A 13,870-nucleotide genomic window follows, 5' to 3' on the forward strand; every position below is an offset into this window, starting at 1 on the left:
GGGAAGGCGATGAACACGTTCGTTTATTTGTTGTTTATGATGGCAGTCGGGGCGCTCATTGGCGGGATGACGAATTTTATCGCTATCGTCATGTTGTTTCGCCCGTATGAGCCGATATACATATTTGGAAAGCGACTGCCGCTAACTCCCGGTTTGATCCCAAAACGGAGGCGAGAACTTGCCGAGCAACTCGGGAAAACAGTCGTTGAGCATTTAGTGACGCCGGAAGGGCTGCGGCGTAAGCTTACGGATCCCGTCTTCGTCGCAGAGGTGGCCGATTGGGGGCGCGAATGGTTGAAACGATGGCTTTCACGTCGGGAAACGCCGGCACAGCTGCTTGAACGCCTTGGCGTTCATGCGCCGGATGAATGGCTTAGTGAACTGGCAGCTAAGCAAGCAGGGCGGGCGTATGAACAATGGAGTGAAACATGGCGTCTGCGGCCCATTCGCGATCTATTGTCGCCGGAACTGAAAGAAACGATGGAATCACGCATTGAAAGCTTGGCCGACTACTTGGCCGACCGGGTGATCGACTATTTCAGCAGCGAAGAAGGGAAGCGGCAGATTGCTGGCATGATCGACCGTTTTTTTCAAGAGAGAGGGATGGTCGGAGGTATGATGCAAATGTTGCTCGGCAATGTTAATTTCGTCGATAAAGTGCAGTCAGAGCTTGGCAAATTTTTACGCCATGCCGGTACAAGGGCGATGTTAGCCCGTCTTCTTTGGACGGAATGGAACAAATGGATCAGCTATCCATTAGCTGCGGTCGAAGAGATGATCGGCCGCCAGCGCATCAAGGAGACGGTGAGCGCCGCCGCCCGTGGTCTTGTGCGAAACAATGACTGGCTCGACCGTCCGCTCGCCGAGCTGATCGCTCCGTATGAACGAGAACTGTTCGACCGCTTCGTTCCGCAAGCAGCGAACGCAGCGATCCATGCGCTCAGTGATAAGATCGAGGGAATCGTGGGGAAGCTCGGATTGGCGGACATTGTCCGCAATCAAGTTGAGTCGTTTTCACTGAGGCGATTAGAGGTGATTATTTTATCGATCGCCCGCCGCGAGCTGAAAATGATTACGTATTTGGGCGCTTTGCTTGGCGCAATGATCGGCGCCGTTCAAGGAATCATCGGCTTATGGCTGTAGCTGGAGGCATATCGCCGACCGCCGGCGCATACGTTAGAACGTGAACAATATTGATGTAGGAGGATCCTTTTCATGTCTGAATCTCTTCACGCACTTGCCAGACAGCTTGAGCAGGCAATTCGGGCGAGCCAGCCATTTCAGCAATTGAAACAGGCGTACGAAGATGTCCGTCGTGATGAAACGGCCTATCAGATGTTTGCGAATTTCCGCGACATTCAGCTTCGGCTTCACGAAAAACAAATGCGCGGAGCAGCCATTTTGCCCGATGAAATCGAACAGGCGCAAAAGGCGATGGCACTCGCTCAACAAAATGCGAAACTAGCTCGCCTAATGGCGCTTGAACAACAAATGAGCATGACGATTGCCGAAGTCCAACAAATCGCGATGAAACCGCTCGAAGAGTTGCATCGTTCGTTGATGGAAGAAAAATAGGGAAGAACACCCGGTCGGGTGTTCTTTTTTTGTCCGTTTTGTCATAGTCATGAGAATGATAAGAAATGCAAAGCTGCCGCTAGCAGATGAAGAGGCGGCTTTAGTTGACGGAAAACGAGGCACAGACAAAAGGGGGAGACAGCCGTGTATTATAAGCTGTTAGCACTCAACATTGATGGAACGATTTTGAAAAATAACGGCCGCCTGCCACGTGAAACGAAAGAGGCGGTCGCCTATGTGAAGCGAAAAGGAGTTTACGTCACGTTAATGACAAGTCGCAATTTGCTCTCCGCCCGCAAGGTGGCAAAAGCACTGCGACTTGATGGGATGCTCATCACCTTTCAAGGGGCGATGATCGGCAAAACGCTTGATGACAAACTGTTTGAAGCGGTGATTCCTGAAGAGCGGACGTTTAACATCGTGCAAATTTTAGAAAACTTTAACTGCAATATTCGTCTTATGCATGAGCGGTATTCACTCGGTAACCGGAAAAAAGTGAAAAAAAATCTCGTCGTACAGACGGTGCTCTCGTCAAGCGACCCATTTTTCTACCCGACCCAGTTTGTTGATTCACTCGGCGATGTGCTGATCGATGAACCGGTGGCCGTGCCGAAAATCGATGTTTATTTTGCCGAGGATGAGGAGCGAGATGAGGCCGCAGCTGTGCTGGCAAAATCTGTTCCATCCATTGATATGATTATGCATCCGAACGGAAAAATGGAAATTGTCCCGCAAGGGGTATCTAAGCTCACTGGACTGCGTCGGCTTGCTCAACATATCGGTGTATCGCTCAAAGAAACGGTAGTGATTGGCGATGGTGTTGACGATTTGCCGGCAATTGAGGCAGCTGGGCTTGGCGTCGCCATGGGCAATGCACCGGTCGAGGTGAAGAGGGCAGCCGATTGGGTGACGCGCTCAAACGAACAGCTCGGCGTCGCTTACATGGTGAAGGAACATTTCCGCAAACAACAACGAATAGAGTTTTTGCAAAAGCTCAAAACGAAACAGTAAAGGGCAAGGGAGGGTGTTCCAAAAGAAGAGGGACACCTTTTTTCTTGTCTATGCGCATGAAACAATATATTTTACTTCTCAAAGAAAAATGAGCTGTTCAGAATTTATATCGCTCGTTTGAAGCGGCACCTTTCCACAAAGGGCAGCGAAGGAGGTGTATTCTTCCGCTTGACGAGGGAAACAGCAGTTCTGTACACTGAAAGAAGTTTGACAGAAAAGGTGATGAACGTGCGTATCGAAATTCAAGGACTGCCGAATCCTGAACGGTTTCAGCGTCCGCTTGAAGTGATAACCGAGCTGTTTTTCGAATCGCCTGTGCTTTCGTTTGCGTCGCTTCTTGAAGCGGATGCCTCCGTTTCGTTTACCGTTAACGAAAACGGTCGCATCACCGTTTCCGGAATGCTTGTCGACAAGGCGACCGGGCGCGTCGAGGAAGCTACGTATGAGTATGATGCACCAATAGGAGCGGACGGGAAAGCGCGTGAAAAACGGTTGAAAAACGCCATCTTCCATGTGTATGTAACGCTTCTTGAACGCTATACCAACATCATTCAGCCATGGGGCATTTTAACCGGGGTCCGTCCGGTGAAACTGCTTCATCAGCTGCTGCGTTCCGGGATGACGAAAGAAGAGGCGCATCAGAAGCTAGCGGAAGAATATTTAGTAACAAAAGAAAAAATTGAGCTAATGCAAGCGATCGTTGACCGCCAGCTCACGGTTGTGCCGGATTTGTACGATTTGTCCCATGAAGTGAGCATTTATATCGGCATTCCATTTTGTCCGACGAAATGCGCTTATTGCACGTTTCCGGCGTACGCGATCAACGGCCGCCAAGGGTCGGTTGACGCCTTTTTAGCCGGGCTTCATTACGAAATGGAAGCGGTCGGCCGCTTTTTGCGTGAACGCGGTATCCGGATTACAACGATTTATTACGGCGGCGGGACGCCGACGAGCATTACAGCTGAGGAGATGGACCAATTATACGCTCATATGTATAAGGTGTTTCCGGATGTCGACCGCGTCCGCGAAATTACAGTCGAAGCCGGACGACCAGACACCATTACCCCTGAAAAGCTCGACGTCTTGAAAAAATGGCAGATCGATCGTATTAGCATCAACCCGCAGTCATACATTCAAGAGACGTTAAAAGCGATCGGCCGCCATCATACCGTTGAAGAAACGATCAACAAGTTTCACTTGGCACGAAAAATGGGGATGAACAACATTAATATGGATTTAATTATCGGTCTGCCTGGCGAAGGGCTGCCGGAGTTTACGCATACGCTTGCCGAGACAGAACAGCTCATGCCGGAGTCGCTCACCGTTCATACGCTATCGTTCAAGCGGGCCTCAGAAATGACGAAAAACAAACAAAAGTATAAAGTCGCCGACCGTGAAGAAATACAAGCGATGATGAAAGCGGCCGAAGAGTGGACGAGCAAGCATGGTTATGTGCCGTATTATTTGTATCGACAAAAAAATATTCTCGGCAATCTCGAAAATGTCGGTTACGCCTTGCCAGGACATGAGAGCATTTACAATATTATGATCATGGAAGAGCAGCAGTCGATCATCGGACTCGGCTGCGGGGCGTCAAGCAAATTTGTCGACCCGAAAACAAGGAAAATCACCCGCCAAGCGAATCCAAAAGAGCCAAAAGTGTACAACGAACATTTTATGGAATACACAGAAGAAAAACTAAAAATCATGGAAGCCATTTTTGGTTAAATGAAAACACCCCGGGCGTTCCGGGGTGTTTTGCTTAGCGGTGAAACAAAATCAACTTGCCGCTCGCGTTGACGCAGCGGTGGGTTTTATCAAAACAGCCGCGCTCGCGAAGCTTTTGTTCGCCGATTTTTTTTGCTTCCTCATCATTGGCAGCTTCAAATGTCTCATCAAGCAACTTTTCTCCGTTACGTTCAAAAGCGGTCAACGTATACGTCGGCATGTGAACATCTCCCTTCGCTGAATCATGATTCACTTCTTTTTCATTAGCGAGTCATAAGGAAAATTCCTGCTTGTGGTTGAAACTTTTTTTAGGTGGTAGACGTTATATATAGGGGTGGAAATTTCATTTTATTTTGGGGGAATGTGGATGAGTTTAGAGATCATTGATGTGACGAAGCGATTTGGTCAGACGACGGCTGTTGATCATTTGACGTTGACGGTTCCAGAAGGGAAAATGTTTGGATTGCTTGGGGCAAATGGAGCGGGAAAAACGACGACCTTTCGGATGATTTTAGGGCTCCTATTGCCGACAGAAGGCACGATTCGGTGGCAAGGAGAATCGATTGATTACTCTAAAAGTCATCTGATCGGTTATTTGCCGGAAGAGCGCGGATTGTATCCGAAGTTGAAAGTGCAAGAGCAGCTTTTGTATTTAGGACGGTTGCGCGGAATGAAAAAGGCCGATATTGTCCCAGAAATCAATCGCTGGCTCGAGCGTTTTCATATCCGTGATTACGCCAACAAGCGGGTTGAGGAGTTGTCGAAAGGCAACCAACAAAAAATCCAGTTTATTGCCGCTGTGCTTCATCGACCGAATCTATTAATCTTAGATGAGCCTTTCAGTGGACTTGATCCGGTAAACGTCGAGCTGTTGAAAGAGGCGGTGCTTGATTTAAAACGAAACGGAACAACCATTGTTTTTTCAAGTCATCGGATGGAACACGTCGAAGAGTTGTGCGAGCATGTATGCATTTTGCGAAGTGGGCAAGCAATTGTATCTGGGGCGCTGCGCGAGTTGAAACGGTCATTTGGCAGGAAAAATCTTCTCATTCGCGGCGAAGGAGCATTTGAAGAATTGAAAGATTTTCCTGGCGTCCTTCGATACAGTCAAACGGCTGAAGGGGTGCGATTGCAAATCGCCAATGAAGAGACAGCGCAAGCTATCTTCCGCCATATCGCAGATCGGGTGACGGTGCGTCTATTTGCTTTGGAAGAGCCGTCTTTGCATGATATTTTTATCGAAAAAGTAGGTGCTGCGTATGAATAAATTTTGGCTTGTATTAGGACATACGTATGTGACAAAGCTCAAGGCGAAGGCGTTCCTGATTACAACCGCTATTACCTGTCTCTTGATCATCGGATTGGCCAATATTAAGACGATCATCGAGTTTTTCACCAGCGATGAACAGGAGCATGTCGCGGTCATTGACCGTACGGAATCTTTGTACAAAGCGCTCGAAAAGCAGGTGAATCGTGAAGAAATCACGTTAACTAAAATTACCGATATGGAAGACGAAGCAAAAAGGGCTGTCAAAGAAGGAGAATGGGATGGATTGCTCATATTGTCTATGGATGCGGAAGGATTACCGGAGGCAGCTTATTATGCGAATACGATTGCAGATAATCGAACGCCTGAAGAACTGGAGCGAGTGTTAAATGAGCTGAAAACAGCACTTTCTGCTGCTAAAATCGGCCTCACAGAGGAACAAATGGCCGTGCTTTACCAACCAGTTCCGTTTCAAAAGGTGGCGCTAGAAGAAAACGCGAAAACCGAAGAGGAGTTGAACCAAGCGCGTTCACTTGTTTACGTCCTTCTGTTCGCAATGTATATGTTTGTCCTCATGTACGGAGGTATGATGGCTACCGAAGTCGCGACAGAAAAATCGTCGCGTGTGATGGAGATTTTAGTGTCGAGTGTTTCTCCCGTTCAACATCTGTTTGGCAAAATTATCGGCGTGGCGCTTGTCAGCTTGACACAGTTTTTCGTTTTCTTTGCTGTTGGGTTCACCGCTCTCAAAATGAACGGTCAGGAATTGTGGCGCTTTCTAGGGTTTGACAATGTGTCGATGTCGATATGGGTGTATGCGCTCATTTTCTTCCTGCTTGGTTATCTCTTGTATGCGGTGTTATTTGCTGTGCTCGGTTCGCTCGTCAGCCGTGTGGAGGATGTGCAGTCAGCGATTACCCCGGCAATGATATTGGTTATCGTCGCATTTATGATCGCCATGTCTGGATTGAATATGCCGGAATCAGCGTTTATCATTGGTGCCTCGTTCATTCCTTTTTTCACCCCGATGCTCATGTTTTTGCGCGTCGGTCTCGTTTCAGTACCGATGTGGGAAGTAGCGCTCAGTTTTGCCTTGTTATTAGCGACGATTGCTGTGCTCATTTATATCGGCGCGAAAGTGTATCGCGGCGGTGTGCTCATGTATGGGCGGATGAATATTTTCAAAGATATGAAACAAGCCGTTCAGCTGACAAAAAAATAAGTGGTGTAAAGAGACGATGGAGCCCGGTTTCCTTGCCTAGTCGGCAAGGCTTTCTTTTTGCGGTTCGACCGTTATGATATACTAAAGGGTACGTAAAGAGAAACGGAGGAGAACAAACGTGGCGAAAGGCATTATTCATTATGAAGTCGGGGAACAAGTCGATTTGTTTTTGCTCATTAAATCAGCAACCAAAGGCATTGCCAGCAACGGCAAGCCGTTTTTAACATTAATTTTACAAGATAAAAGCGGCGACATTGAAGCAAAGCTGTGGGATGTGTCTCCTGACGATGAGGAACGGTACGCGCCGGAATGCATTGTCAAAGTGGTCGGTGATATTCATAATTACCGCGGCAAACTGCAGCTTCGCATCCGCTCGATCCGCCCCGCCCATCCGAGCGAAGCGGTGCGTGTTGATGATTTTTTAGAGACTGCTCCGCTTACTCGTGAGGAAATGAAGGCGAAAGTGATGGATTACATATTTTCCATGGAAAATCCAAATATTCAGCGCATTACGCGTTATTTGCTAAAAAAATATGAAACGCCGTTTTTTGAGTATCCGGCAGCGACGAAAAACCATCATGAATTTATTTCCGGACTGGCGTATCACGTCGTCTCTATGCTCGAACTCGCTGAGGCGCTCGTTCGCTTGTATCCGTCGCTCAATAAAGACTTGCTTTATGCCGGCATTATTTTGCATGACCTTGGCAAAGTGATCGAACTGTCCGGCCCAGTATCGGCGGTGTATACGCTTGAAGGCAATTTGCTCGGTCATATTTCAATCATGGTCAGCGAAATTAGCAAGGCGGCTGAACAGCTCGGCATTCAAGGCGAAGAGGTCGTCATTTTGCAACATCTCGTGTTGTCGCACCACGGAAAAGCGGAGTGGGGCAGCCCGAAGCCGCCGCTTGTCAAAGAGGCGGAAGTGCTTCATTATATTGATAATTTAGATGCGAAGATGAATATGATCGACCGTGCACTGGAAAAAGTGAAGCCAGGCGAGTTTACCGAGCGCATTTTTGCCCTTGACAACCGTTCATTTTACAAGCCGGCGTTTTTGGCTGTTTCAGCGCCAAAGACAGCGGGTAATGAGAAATAGCTACAGGGATAGGAGGGATGAGACGGGATCGAACCGATCATGGAAATCATCCCAATTCTCCAACATAGTTGAAAGAAGGCTCGAACGAGCGGCGATGACAGAGGAGGAAAGCAAAGGGGAAAGAAAAAACGAGACGAGCATAAGCGTTGTCCCGAAGAAAGAGGCGGTATATCCGCCTCTCAGCTTGTCGACAAAGTCGACAAGCTGTTTTATTATGAAGGTAAGACGAGGGAGAAATGGAGGAAAGGAACGATGCTTCGGCCACACCAAGAAGATGGGCGCTATACCGAAACCACGGTGAAACTGGATGATCTGGTTCCAGAGGATCACTTGGTAAGAAAGCTGGATGCGGCCATTGATTTTTCTTTTATCTATGATGTGGTGAAAGATCTCTACTCTCCTGATCATGGACGTCCGAGCATTGATCCAGTGATGTTGTTTAAAATGTATTTGATTCAGTATGTATTTGGGATTCGCTCCATGCGTGAAACCGTCGAACAAATCCGAACCAACGTCGCCTACCGTTGGTTTTTAGGACTTAGTCTTCATGATCCCGTTCCTCATCACTCGACGCCAAGTAAAAACTATGCGCGTCGTTTCGCTGGAACGGATGTATTCCATCAAATTTTTTCACGGATTTTAAAAGAAGCCTTTGAACACGGATTGGTAGATTCGAGTGTCTTGTACGTAGACTCCACTCATGTCAAAGCAAGCGCCAATAAAAAAGAAGTTTACAACGGAAATGGCAGAAGTCGAAGCCAAAGCCTACCAACAGGAACTCGAAAAAGAAATCGAACGGGATCGGATCGCTCATGGAAAATCGCCGTTGCCATCTGAGAAAAAAAAAAACGGGAAGTAAAAGTAAGCAAAACGGATCCGGAGAGCGGACTGTTGGTGAAAAATGAACGGGAGCGAGTGTTTGCCTATTCGTATCATACAGCTTGTGATCGCAACGGATGGATTCTACAGACCTACGTGACGGCAGCCAACGTCCATGACAGTCAAGCGTTTTTTGTGCTGTTCGAACGAGTGAAACGGGAAATCCAATCATGTCCGGAAGCCGTGTGTGTAGACGCAGGATATAAAACTCCTGCCATTGCCAAGTATTTACTCGAACAAGGGGTAAAGCCGATTTGGCCGTACACTCGCCCGAAAACAAAAGATGGATTCTTTCGGAAATCAGATTTTGTGTATGACGAATATTTTGATTGTTATCTATGCCCCAATGATCAAGTTCTATCTTACTCTACTACGAATCGGGAAGGGTACCGGGAATACAAATCGGACCCGGCGGTGTGCCGAAGCTGTCCGTATCTTCATCAGTGCACGCAAAGCAAGAGCTACACCAAAGTAGTCACTCGCCACGTATGGCAGGACTACTATGAAGAAGCAGAGCATTTGCGGTATGTTCCGGAATACCGGGAACTCTATGCCCTCCGAAAAGAGACGATTGAACGGGATTTCGCCGATATGAAAGAGAAGCATGGTCTGCGCTGGACGCATTACCGGGGATTGGAAAAAAATGAGGCGCAGGCGATGCTTGTTTGTGCTGCCATGAATTTAAAAAAACTGGCGAATTACCTATGGAAGGCGAAGCACCGCCCTTTCTTTTCCTTTGCATGGCTTCCCATCCTACCCACTTTTTTTGAAAACATAGTCTATTTATGGAACAAAATGGGTTTCAGACATTCGTCTGAAACCCATTTTGTCAACAGTCTGGAGGCGGTATATCCGCCTCTTTCTTTATGCATACGGTTGCCTGCTTGTGCGTATAGTTTAGTAAGACAAGCACAGTAAAAGGGGGATGGAGATGCTTAGCTTGCCGTGGTGGATCTACTTAGTTGTTGCCGGTATTATTTTCAGCGGTTATATGACCGTGAAAACAGCAGCGCGCGAGCGGGAAATCGATGAGGCGTTCATTGAAAAAGAAGGGGAGATTTATATGGAGCGCATCCGTCAGGAGCGCGAGCGGCGAAAGCAAGCAAAGTCCTTGTAATCAAGGGCTTTTTTTTTGGGGACATCATTTGAAAGCGCTTTTTCAAAAAATTCCCTTTCTTTTTTAAAAATTCGTGTTAGGATAATAATATCAAAGGGACTACCTGGAGAATAAAGTGAGGGATGACAGTGGAACGCGTGTACAATTTTAACGCCGGCCCGTCGGCGCTGCCGTTGCCGGTACTCGAGCGGGCGCAAAAGGAGCTGCTCAACTTCCAGAACACTGGCATGTCGGTGATGGAATTAAGCCATCGCAGCAAGGAATATGACGCCGTCCACAATGCGGCGAAAGAGCGGCTCAAGCGACTCCTCAACGTACCGGATGGCTATGACATTTTATTTTTGCAAGGTGGGGCGAGTCTGCAGTTTTCGATGGTGCCGATGAATTTCCTCACCGAAGGGAAAATCGGCTGCTATGTTTTAACCGGTTCATGGTCGGAAAAAGCGCTGAAAGAAGCGCAAAAAATCGGTTTGACGACGGTCGTCGCTTCAAGTAAGGAGGCGAACTACACGTATATTCCATCGTTGGACGACGTGAAATGGCCGAAAGATGCTTCCTACGTCCATATTACGTCCAACAACACTATTTTTGGTACACAATGGAATGAGTTTCCAGACGTGCCGGTTGATCTTGTTGCTGATATGTCAAGTGATATTTTGAGCCGGCCGTTTGATGTCAGCAAGTTTGCCTTGATTTACGCTGGAGCGCAAAAAAATCTTGGCCCGTCGGGAGTCACGGTCGTCATCATCCGCAACGATTTGCTTGAACGCATTCCGGATGGGCTGCCGACGATGCTCGACTACCGGACGCACCAAAAAAGCAATTCGTTATACAACACACCACCGACGTTTGCGATTTATATGCTGTCGCTCGTGCTCGAATGGGTTGAAGAACAGGGCGGAGTGGCGGCAATCGAAGCGCGCAACCAGCAAAAAGCAGCTGTGCTGTATGAGGCCATTGACGAAAGCGGAGGCTTTTACAAACCGCATGCGGAAAAAGGAAGTCGCTCGCTCATGAACGTCACGTTCACACTGCCGAGTGAAGAACTGACGAAGGCATTCCTCGCAGAAGCGAAGGAGCGAAACTTTGTCGGACTTGGTGGACACCGATCGGTTGGGGGCTGCCGAGCGTCGATTTACAACGCTGTACCGCTTGAGGCGTGCGAGGCACTCGCGGCATTTATGAACGACTTCCGTCGCCGTTTTGCCTGAAAATTTTTTCTTCACTTTTATACTGCAAAGTGATATAATGATAGAAAAATTCTCAAGCAAGAGAATAGGTGAGGAGAGAAGAGGAGAGATGAGCATGAATGTGAGAACATTAGTATCGATGGCGCTGTTAGTCGGAATCGGAGCTGTGCTGCACGCGGTCATTCCCGGGTTGTTTGCCGGCATGAAGCCGGACATGATGCTGGCGATGATGTTTTTGGCAATTTTGTTGTTTCCAAGTGCTAAAGCGGCTGGTATTGTCGGTGTCGCCACCGGCTTGATCTCGGCAATGACGACGACGTTCCCGGGCGGGCAGCTGCCAAATGTGATCGATAAAATCATCACCGCCTTTGTTGTGTTTGCCCTAGTGACATTGCTGAAAAAATATAGCCAAACGGTTATCGGAGCCGCGGTGCTGACGGCTGTCGGCACCGTCATCTCCGGTGTGGTGTTTTTGACGGCGGTGCTTTTGATCGTCGGGTTGCCAGGTGAAGCGGCGTTTTCGACGCTGTTTGTCACCGTTGTGCTGCCAGCTGCGGCGTTGAACACGGTGGCGATGGTCATCGTCTATCCGATCGTGGCATCGATTTTCCGACGGATGAACGTCACAGCGCACGTGTAAACGGCAAAAAACCCGATCATTGTTGGTCGGGTTTTTTGCTATCAAAGTGGGTAGGCAAAAAAAGCCCATTGCTAGCCTGGTTACTACCTTCTGTTATGTGAAAATTCAAATAAGTGCTAGGCGTAGCCGAGAAGCCAGGCAACGAGCAGACAAATGGACGCTATTCCAATATAGCGCACTGCCTGCTCTTTCAACAGCGCTTTCGGCGGATACGCCCGCGCTTTCCATAAGGAAACAAACGCGTTTATAAAAAAACAGAAAAATAAGAATCCAACAGCAGCAAACAGCCATTGTATATACATCATTATGTTCTCCCCCTGTATGCAGCAAGCGCTTTTATACTTACTAATATGAATATGCAGAAAAAATTATAAAAATAAATATTTTTGTCTTTATTCCTTTTTGTTTTATTGATATAATAGAAAGTAAAAAATACGGTGAGGGAAGAGTGGGTGGAACGATGAAATCGACGGAACAACATTATTCCATCAAAGAGGCCATGTTATTTAGCCAACGGATCGCCCAGCTGAGCAAGGCGCTGTGGAAATCGATTGAAAAAGATTGGCAACAATGGATTAAACCGTTTAACTTGAACATTAACGAACACCATATTTTATGGATTGCGTACCATTTTAAAGGCGCCTCCATTTCGGAAATCGCCAAGTTTGGTGTGATGCACGTCTCGACAGCATTTAATTTCTCGAAGAAGTTGGAAGAAAAAGGGTTGCTTTCGTTTTCTAAAAAACAAGATGATAAGCGCAATACGTACATTGAGCTGACGGAAAAAGGCGAAGAAGTGCTGATGAAATTGATGGAGACATACGACCCAACAAGAAATGCCGTCTTTAACGGGGCGCTGCCGTTACGCGAGTTATATGGTAAGTTTCCTGAAATTTTAGAAATGATGTGCATCGTCCGCAATATTTATGGGGACGACTTTATGGAGATTTTTGAACGGGCGTTCGAAAACATTAAAGAAGATTTTGTTGAGCAAGATGGCAAACTCGTCAAGCGGGCGCCAAAAGCGGAAGAGCACGAGAAAGAACTGGCCAGCCAGGCTAACTGACAGTTCGGATGAGTGTTTTTAGCTCTGTCATGAGCGGCACGAACATTTGTTGAGCCAACATGGCATCAACTGTTTGTTCAAGCGGAAGGTTCGGATGAAGCATCCCGGCAAATTGCACGAGCAGGGGAGTGAAGATTGTCAATCCTTCCGCTTTTTGCTGCTCATATTGTTCAGCGAGCTCCTGGCAAAACGAAAGGAACGCGTCGACTTCTTCTTTTGTTAAATCAGCGCGGATGATGAGAGAATAAAACGGTTTTTTTGCTTCATCCACCATTTCCATCAGCAATGACTGGTGAAATTCGAGCTTGGCCACTCGCTTTTCCAATGATTCCATACACCGTGCTCCTTTGGCTGACATAAAATTATGACGGCTTTTACGTATATTTTACCGAATTTGTTCACATTAACCAATAGAAAAAATCGGTTCGCCATGCTCGGAAGAGAAAAAAAGATTGATTTCTCACTATGAACGATGTAAAGTTAAAGCCATGGGCGGCGTTTGGCTAAGATGGGGAGGAGGGGAACAGCTTTGGCGCTTTATTTTATCCCTCTGGCGGTTATGATTTTGTTTTTGGTGAACAAGCTCACCCACTCGCTCTGTGCACAGCGCGATATTCCGGAGGAGCAACAGCCGGCCGTTTTTCGCACGATTAATGTACTTATTACGATTTTATTGATTTCTTCCTATTTCGAAGTATTGTTTACATAAAAAGCTGCCCGCCCTGCTCACAGGTGAAGATGGGGACGATGAAGAAAAAGGGTGCTCCCGGCGTGGGAGCACCCTCTTTCATTTAGTAGATGACACAAGCACAGCCGACAATGATTAGCAAAATAAACAGCACGACAATTAACGAAAACCCTCCGCTATAAGGTGCGCTCATCGTAACACCCCCTTTCGGCAAGGAGAACACCAGCACAGTGCTTCATCCCCATCATATGTATGGCAAGCGTACATGTGATGGGCAGATGACTAAAATGGAAAGAGGTTTTTTTTTGGCTGTAAATGTGATATAGTTATTGTCGTGGTTTAGGCGGACAGGTGTTTTGTTTCCCCGTGCCGTTGACATGTTGAACAGGTC

16 protein-coding genes and 1 pseudogene are annotated in these 13,870 nt (G+C 47.4%); 13 read left to right on the top strand and 4 right to left on the bottom strand.

The window, feature by feature from the left end; translation table 11 throughout:
- The first annotated feature begins 9 nt into the window (after window positions 1-9).
- The 4 genes from IC804_RS13195 (at window position 10) to IC804_RS13210 (ending at window position 4,314) form a co-directional block, all read left to right on the top strand.
- Window positions 10-1,143 (top strand): DUF445 domain-containing protein, encoded by a 1,134-nt coding sequence (locus IC804_RS13195; RefSeq protein ID WP_011886857.1) that lies wholly within the window; start codon window positions 10-12, stop codon window positions 1,141-1,143.
- A 72-nt stretch (window positions 1,144-1,215) separates the two neighbouring features.
- A complete protein-coding gene (locus IC804_RS13200) occupies window positions 1,216-1,575 on the top strand; it encodes a YlbF/YmcA family competence regulator (protein WP_008881602.1) in 360 nt (119 codons plus the stop codon).
- Between the two features lie 144 nt (window positions 1,576-1,719).
- Entirely contained in the window at window positions 1,720-2,586 is an 867-nt protein-coding gene (locus IC804_RS13205; protein ID WP_008881601.1) for a Cof-type HAD-IIB family hydrolase, read from the top strand.
- Between the two features lie 222 nt (window positions 2,587-2,808).
- Window positions 2,809-4,314, top strand: coding sequence for a coproporphyrinogen III oxidase (locus IC804_RS13210; RefSeq protein ID WP_081157532.1), 1,506 nt, complete (start codon window positions 2,809-2,811; stop codon window positions 4,312-4,314).
- Between the two features lie 34 nt (window positions 4,315-4,348).
- Here IC804_RS13210 and IC804_RS13215 read toward each other — a convergent pair whose 3' ends face one another.
- Entirely contained in the window at window positions 4,349-4,534 is a 186-nt protein-coding gene (locus IC804_RS13215) for a YhzD family protein (RefSeq protein WP_008881599.1), read from the bottom strand.
- Window positions 4,535-4,681: 147 nt separating this feature from the next.
- Between IC804_RS13215 and IC804_RS13220 the strand changes: the two genes are divergently transcribed.
- From IC804_RS13220 to IC804_RS13250, 7 genes and pseudogenes are all read left to right on the top strand, one after another.
- Window positions 4,682-5,581 carry an ABC transporter ATP-binding protein gene (locus IC804_RS13220; protein ID WP_060475655.1) on the top strand — a complete coding sequence of 300 codons (900 nt, stop codon included), beginning with the start codon at window positions 4,682-4,684 and terminating at the stop codon, window positions 5,579-5,581.
- Complete coding sequence (locus IC804_RS13225) at window positions 5,574-6,803, top strand: ABC transporter permease (RefSeq protein WP_081157531.1); 1,230 nt, start codon at window positions 5,574-5,576, stop codon at window positions 6,801-6,803. The genes IC804_RS13220 and IC804_RS13225 overlap by 8 nt, the downstream gene beginning before the upstream one ends.
- A 118-nt stretch (window positions 6,804-6,921) precedes the next feature.
- Window positions 6,922-7,899, top strand: coding sequence for a 3'-5' exoribonuclease YhaM (yhaM, locus tag IC804_RS13230; RefSeq protein WP_008882068.1), 978 nt, complete (start codon window positions 6,922-6,924; stop codon window positions 7,897-7,899).
- A gap of 252 nt (window positions 7,900-8,151) precedes the next feature.
- Window positions 8,152-9,696 (top strand): annotated as a pseudogene (locus tag IC804_RS13235) (IS1182 family transposase).
- A gap of 13 nt (window positions 9,697-9,709) precedes the next feature.
- Window positions 9,710-9,895, top strand: a complete 186-nt coding sequence (locus IC804_RS13240; RefSeq protein WP_008882066.1) for a sporulation YhaL family protein — start codon at window positions 9,710-9,712, stop codon at window positions 9,893-9,895.
- 128 nt (window positions 9,896-10,023) lie between these two features.
- Window positions 10,024-11,106: a 3-phosphoserine/phosphohydroxythreonine transaminase gene (gene serC / locus IC804_RS13245; protein ID WP_171355418.1), complete on the top strand. Its 1,083-nt coding sequence runs from the start codon at window positions 10,024-10,026 to the stop codon at window positions 11,104-11,106.
- Between the two features lie 94 nt (window positions 11,107-11,200).
- The gene (locus IC804_RS13250; protein ID WP_011886865.1) at window positions 11,201-11,725 is read left to right on the top strand and encodes a tryptophan transporter; all 525 of its coding nucleotides are present in this window, start codon (window positions 11,201-11,203) and stop codon (window positions 11,723-11,725) included.
- Between the two features lie 116 nt (window positions 11,726-11,841).
- Here IC804_RS13250 and IC804_RS13255 read toward each other — a convergent pair whose 3' ends face one another.
- Window positions 11,842-12,030 (bottom strand): membrane protein YhzF, encoded by a 189-nt coding sequence (locus IC804_RS13255; protein ID WP_029761445.1) that lies wholly within the window; start codon window positions 12,028-12,030, stop codon window positions 11,842-11,844.
- A gap of 155 nt (window positions 12,031-12,185) precedes the next feature.
- On the opposite strand from IC804_RS13255, the gene IC804_RS13260 reads away from it, so the two are divergent.
- Complete coding sequence (locus tag IC804_RS13260) at window positions 12,186-12,791, top strand: HTH-type transcriptional regulator Hpr (RefSeq protein ID WP_029761444.1); 606 nt, start codon at window positions 12,186-12,188, stop codon at window positions 12,789-12,791.
- Here the strand turns inward: IC804_RS13260 and IC804_RS13265 are convergent.
- On the bottom strand, window positions 12,784-13,125 hold the full coding sequence (locus IC804_RS13265) for a YhaI family protein (protein ID WP_008882061.1): 342 nt from the start codon (window positions 13,123-13,125) through the stop codon (window positions 12,784-12,786). The two genes, IC804_RS13260 and IC804_RS13265, sit on opposite strands and share 8 nt — an antisense overlap.
- A gap of 195 nt (window positions 13,126-13,320) precedes the next feature.
- Between IC804_RS13265 and IC804_RS13270 the strand changes: the two genes are divergently transcribed.
- Window positions 13,321-13,500, top strand: coding sequence for a hypothetical protein (locus IC804_RS13270; protein WP_008882060.1), 180 nt, complete (start codon window positions 13,321-13,323; stop codon window positions 13,498-13,500).
- An 82-nt stretch (window positions 13,501-13,582) separates the two neighbouring features.
- Here the strand turns inward: IC804_RS13270 and IC804_RS13275 are convergent, their stop codons facing one another.
- Window positions 13,583-13,672: a YjcZ family sporulation protein gene (locus IC804_RS13275; RefSeq protein WP_078172610.1), complete on the bottom strand. Its 90-nt coding sequence runs from the start codon at window positions 13,670-13,672 to the stop codon at window positions 13,583-13,585.
- Between the last annotated feature and the right edge of the window lie 198 nt (window positions 13,673-13,870).

The sequence above is a fragment of the Geobacillus sp. 47C-IIb genome (genome assembly GCF_014679705.1).
GTDB lineage: Bacteria > Bacillota > Bacilli > Bacillales > Anoxybacillaceae > Geobacillus > Geobacillus thermodenitrificans.

Excerpts from the sequence above, each read along its gene's own strand:
- IC804_RS13225 (WP_081157531.1), top strand. The coding sequence starts at position 5,574 with ATGAATAAATTTTGGCTTGTATTAGGACATACGTATGTGACAAAGCTC.
- IC804_RS13265 (WP_008882061.1), bottom strand. The coding sequence starts at position 13,125 with ATGGAATCATTGGAAAAGCGAGTGGCCAAGCTCGAATTTCACCAGTCA.
- IC804_RS13195 (WP_011886857.1), top strand. The coding sequence starts at position 10 with ATGAACACGTTCGTTTATTTGTTGTTTATGATGGCAGTCGGGGCGCTC.
- IC804_RS13240 (WP_008882066.1), top strand. The coding sequence starts at position 9,710 with ATGCTTAGCTTGCCGTGGTGGATCTACTTAGTTGTTGCCGGTATTATT.
- IC804_RS13275 (WP_078172610.1), bottom strand. The coding sequence starts at position 13,672 with ATGAGCGCACCTTATAGCGGAGGGTTTTCGTTAATTGTCGTGCTGTTT.
- IC804_RS13215 (WP_008881599.1), bottom strand. The coding sequence starts at position 4,534 with ATGCCGACGTATACGTTGACCGCTTTTGAACGTAACGGAGAAAAGTTG.
- IC804_RS13210 (WP_081157532.1), top strand. The coding sequence starts at position 2,809 with ATGAACGTGCGTATCGAAATTCAAGGACTGCCGAATCCTGAACGGTTT.
- IC804_RS13220 (WP_060475655.1), top strand. The coding sequence starts at position 4,682 with ATGAGTTTAGAGATCATTGATGTGACGAAGCGATTTGGTCAGACGACG.
- IC804_RS13250 (WP_011886865.1), top strand. The coding sequence starts at position 11,201 with ATGAATGTGAGAACATTAGTATCGATGGCGCTGTTAGTCGGAATCGGA.
- IC804_RS13260 (WP_029761444.1), top strand. The coding sequence starts at position 12,186 with ATGAAATCGACGGAACAACATTATTCCATCAAAGAGGCCATGTTATTT.
- IC804_RS13255 (WP_029761445.1), bottom strand. The coding sequence starts at position 12,030 with ATGATGTATATACAATGGCTGTTTGCTGCTGTTGGATTCTTATTTTTC.
- IC804_RS13200 (WP_008881602.1), top strand. The coding sequence starts at position 1,216 with ATGTCTGAATCTCTTCACGCACTTGCCAGACAGCTTGAGCAGGCAATT.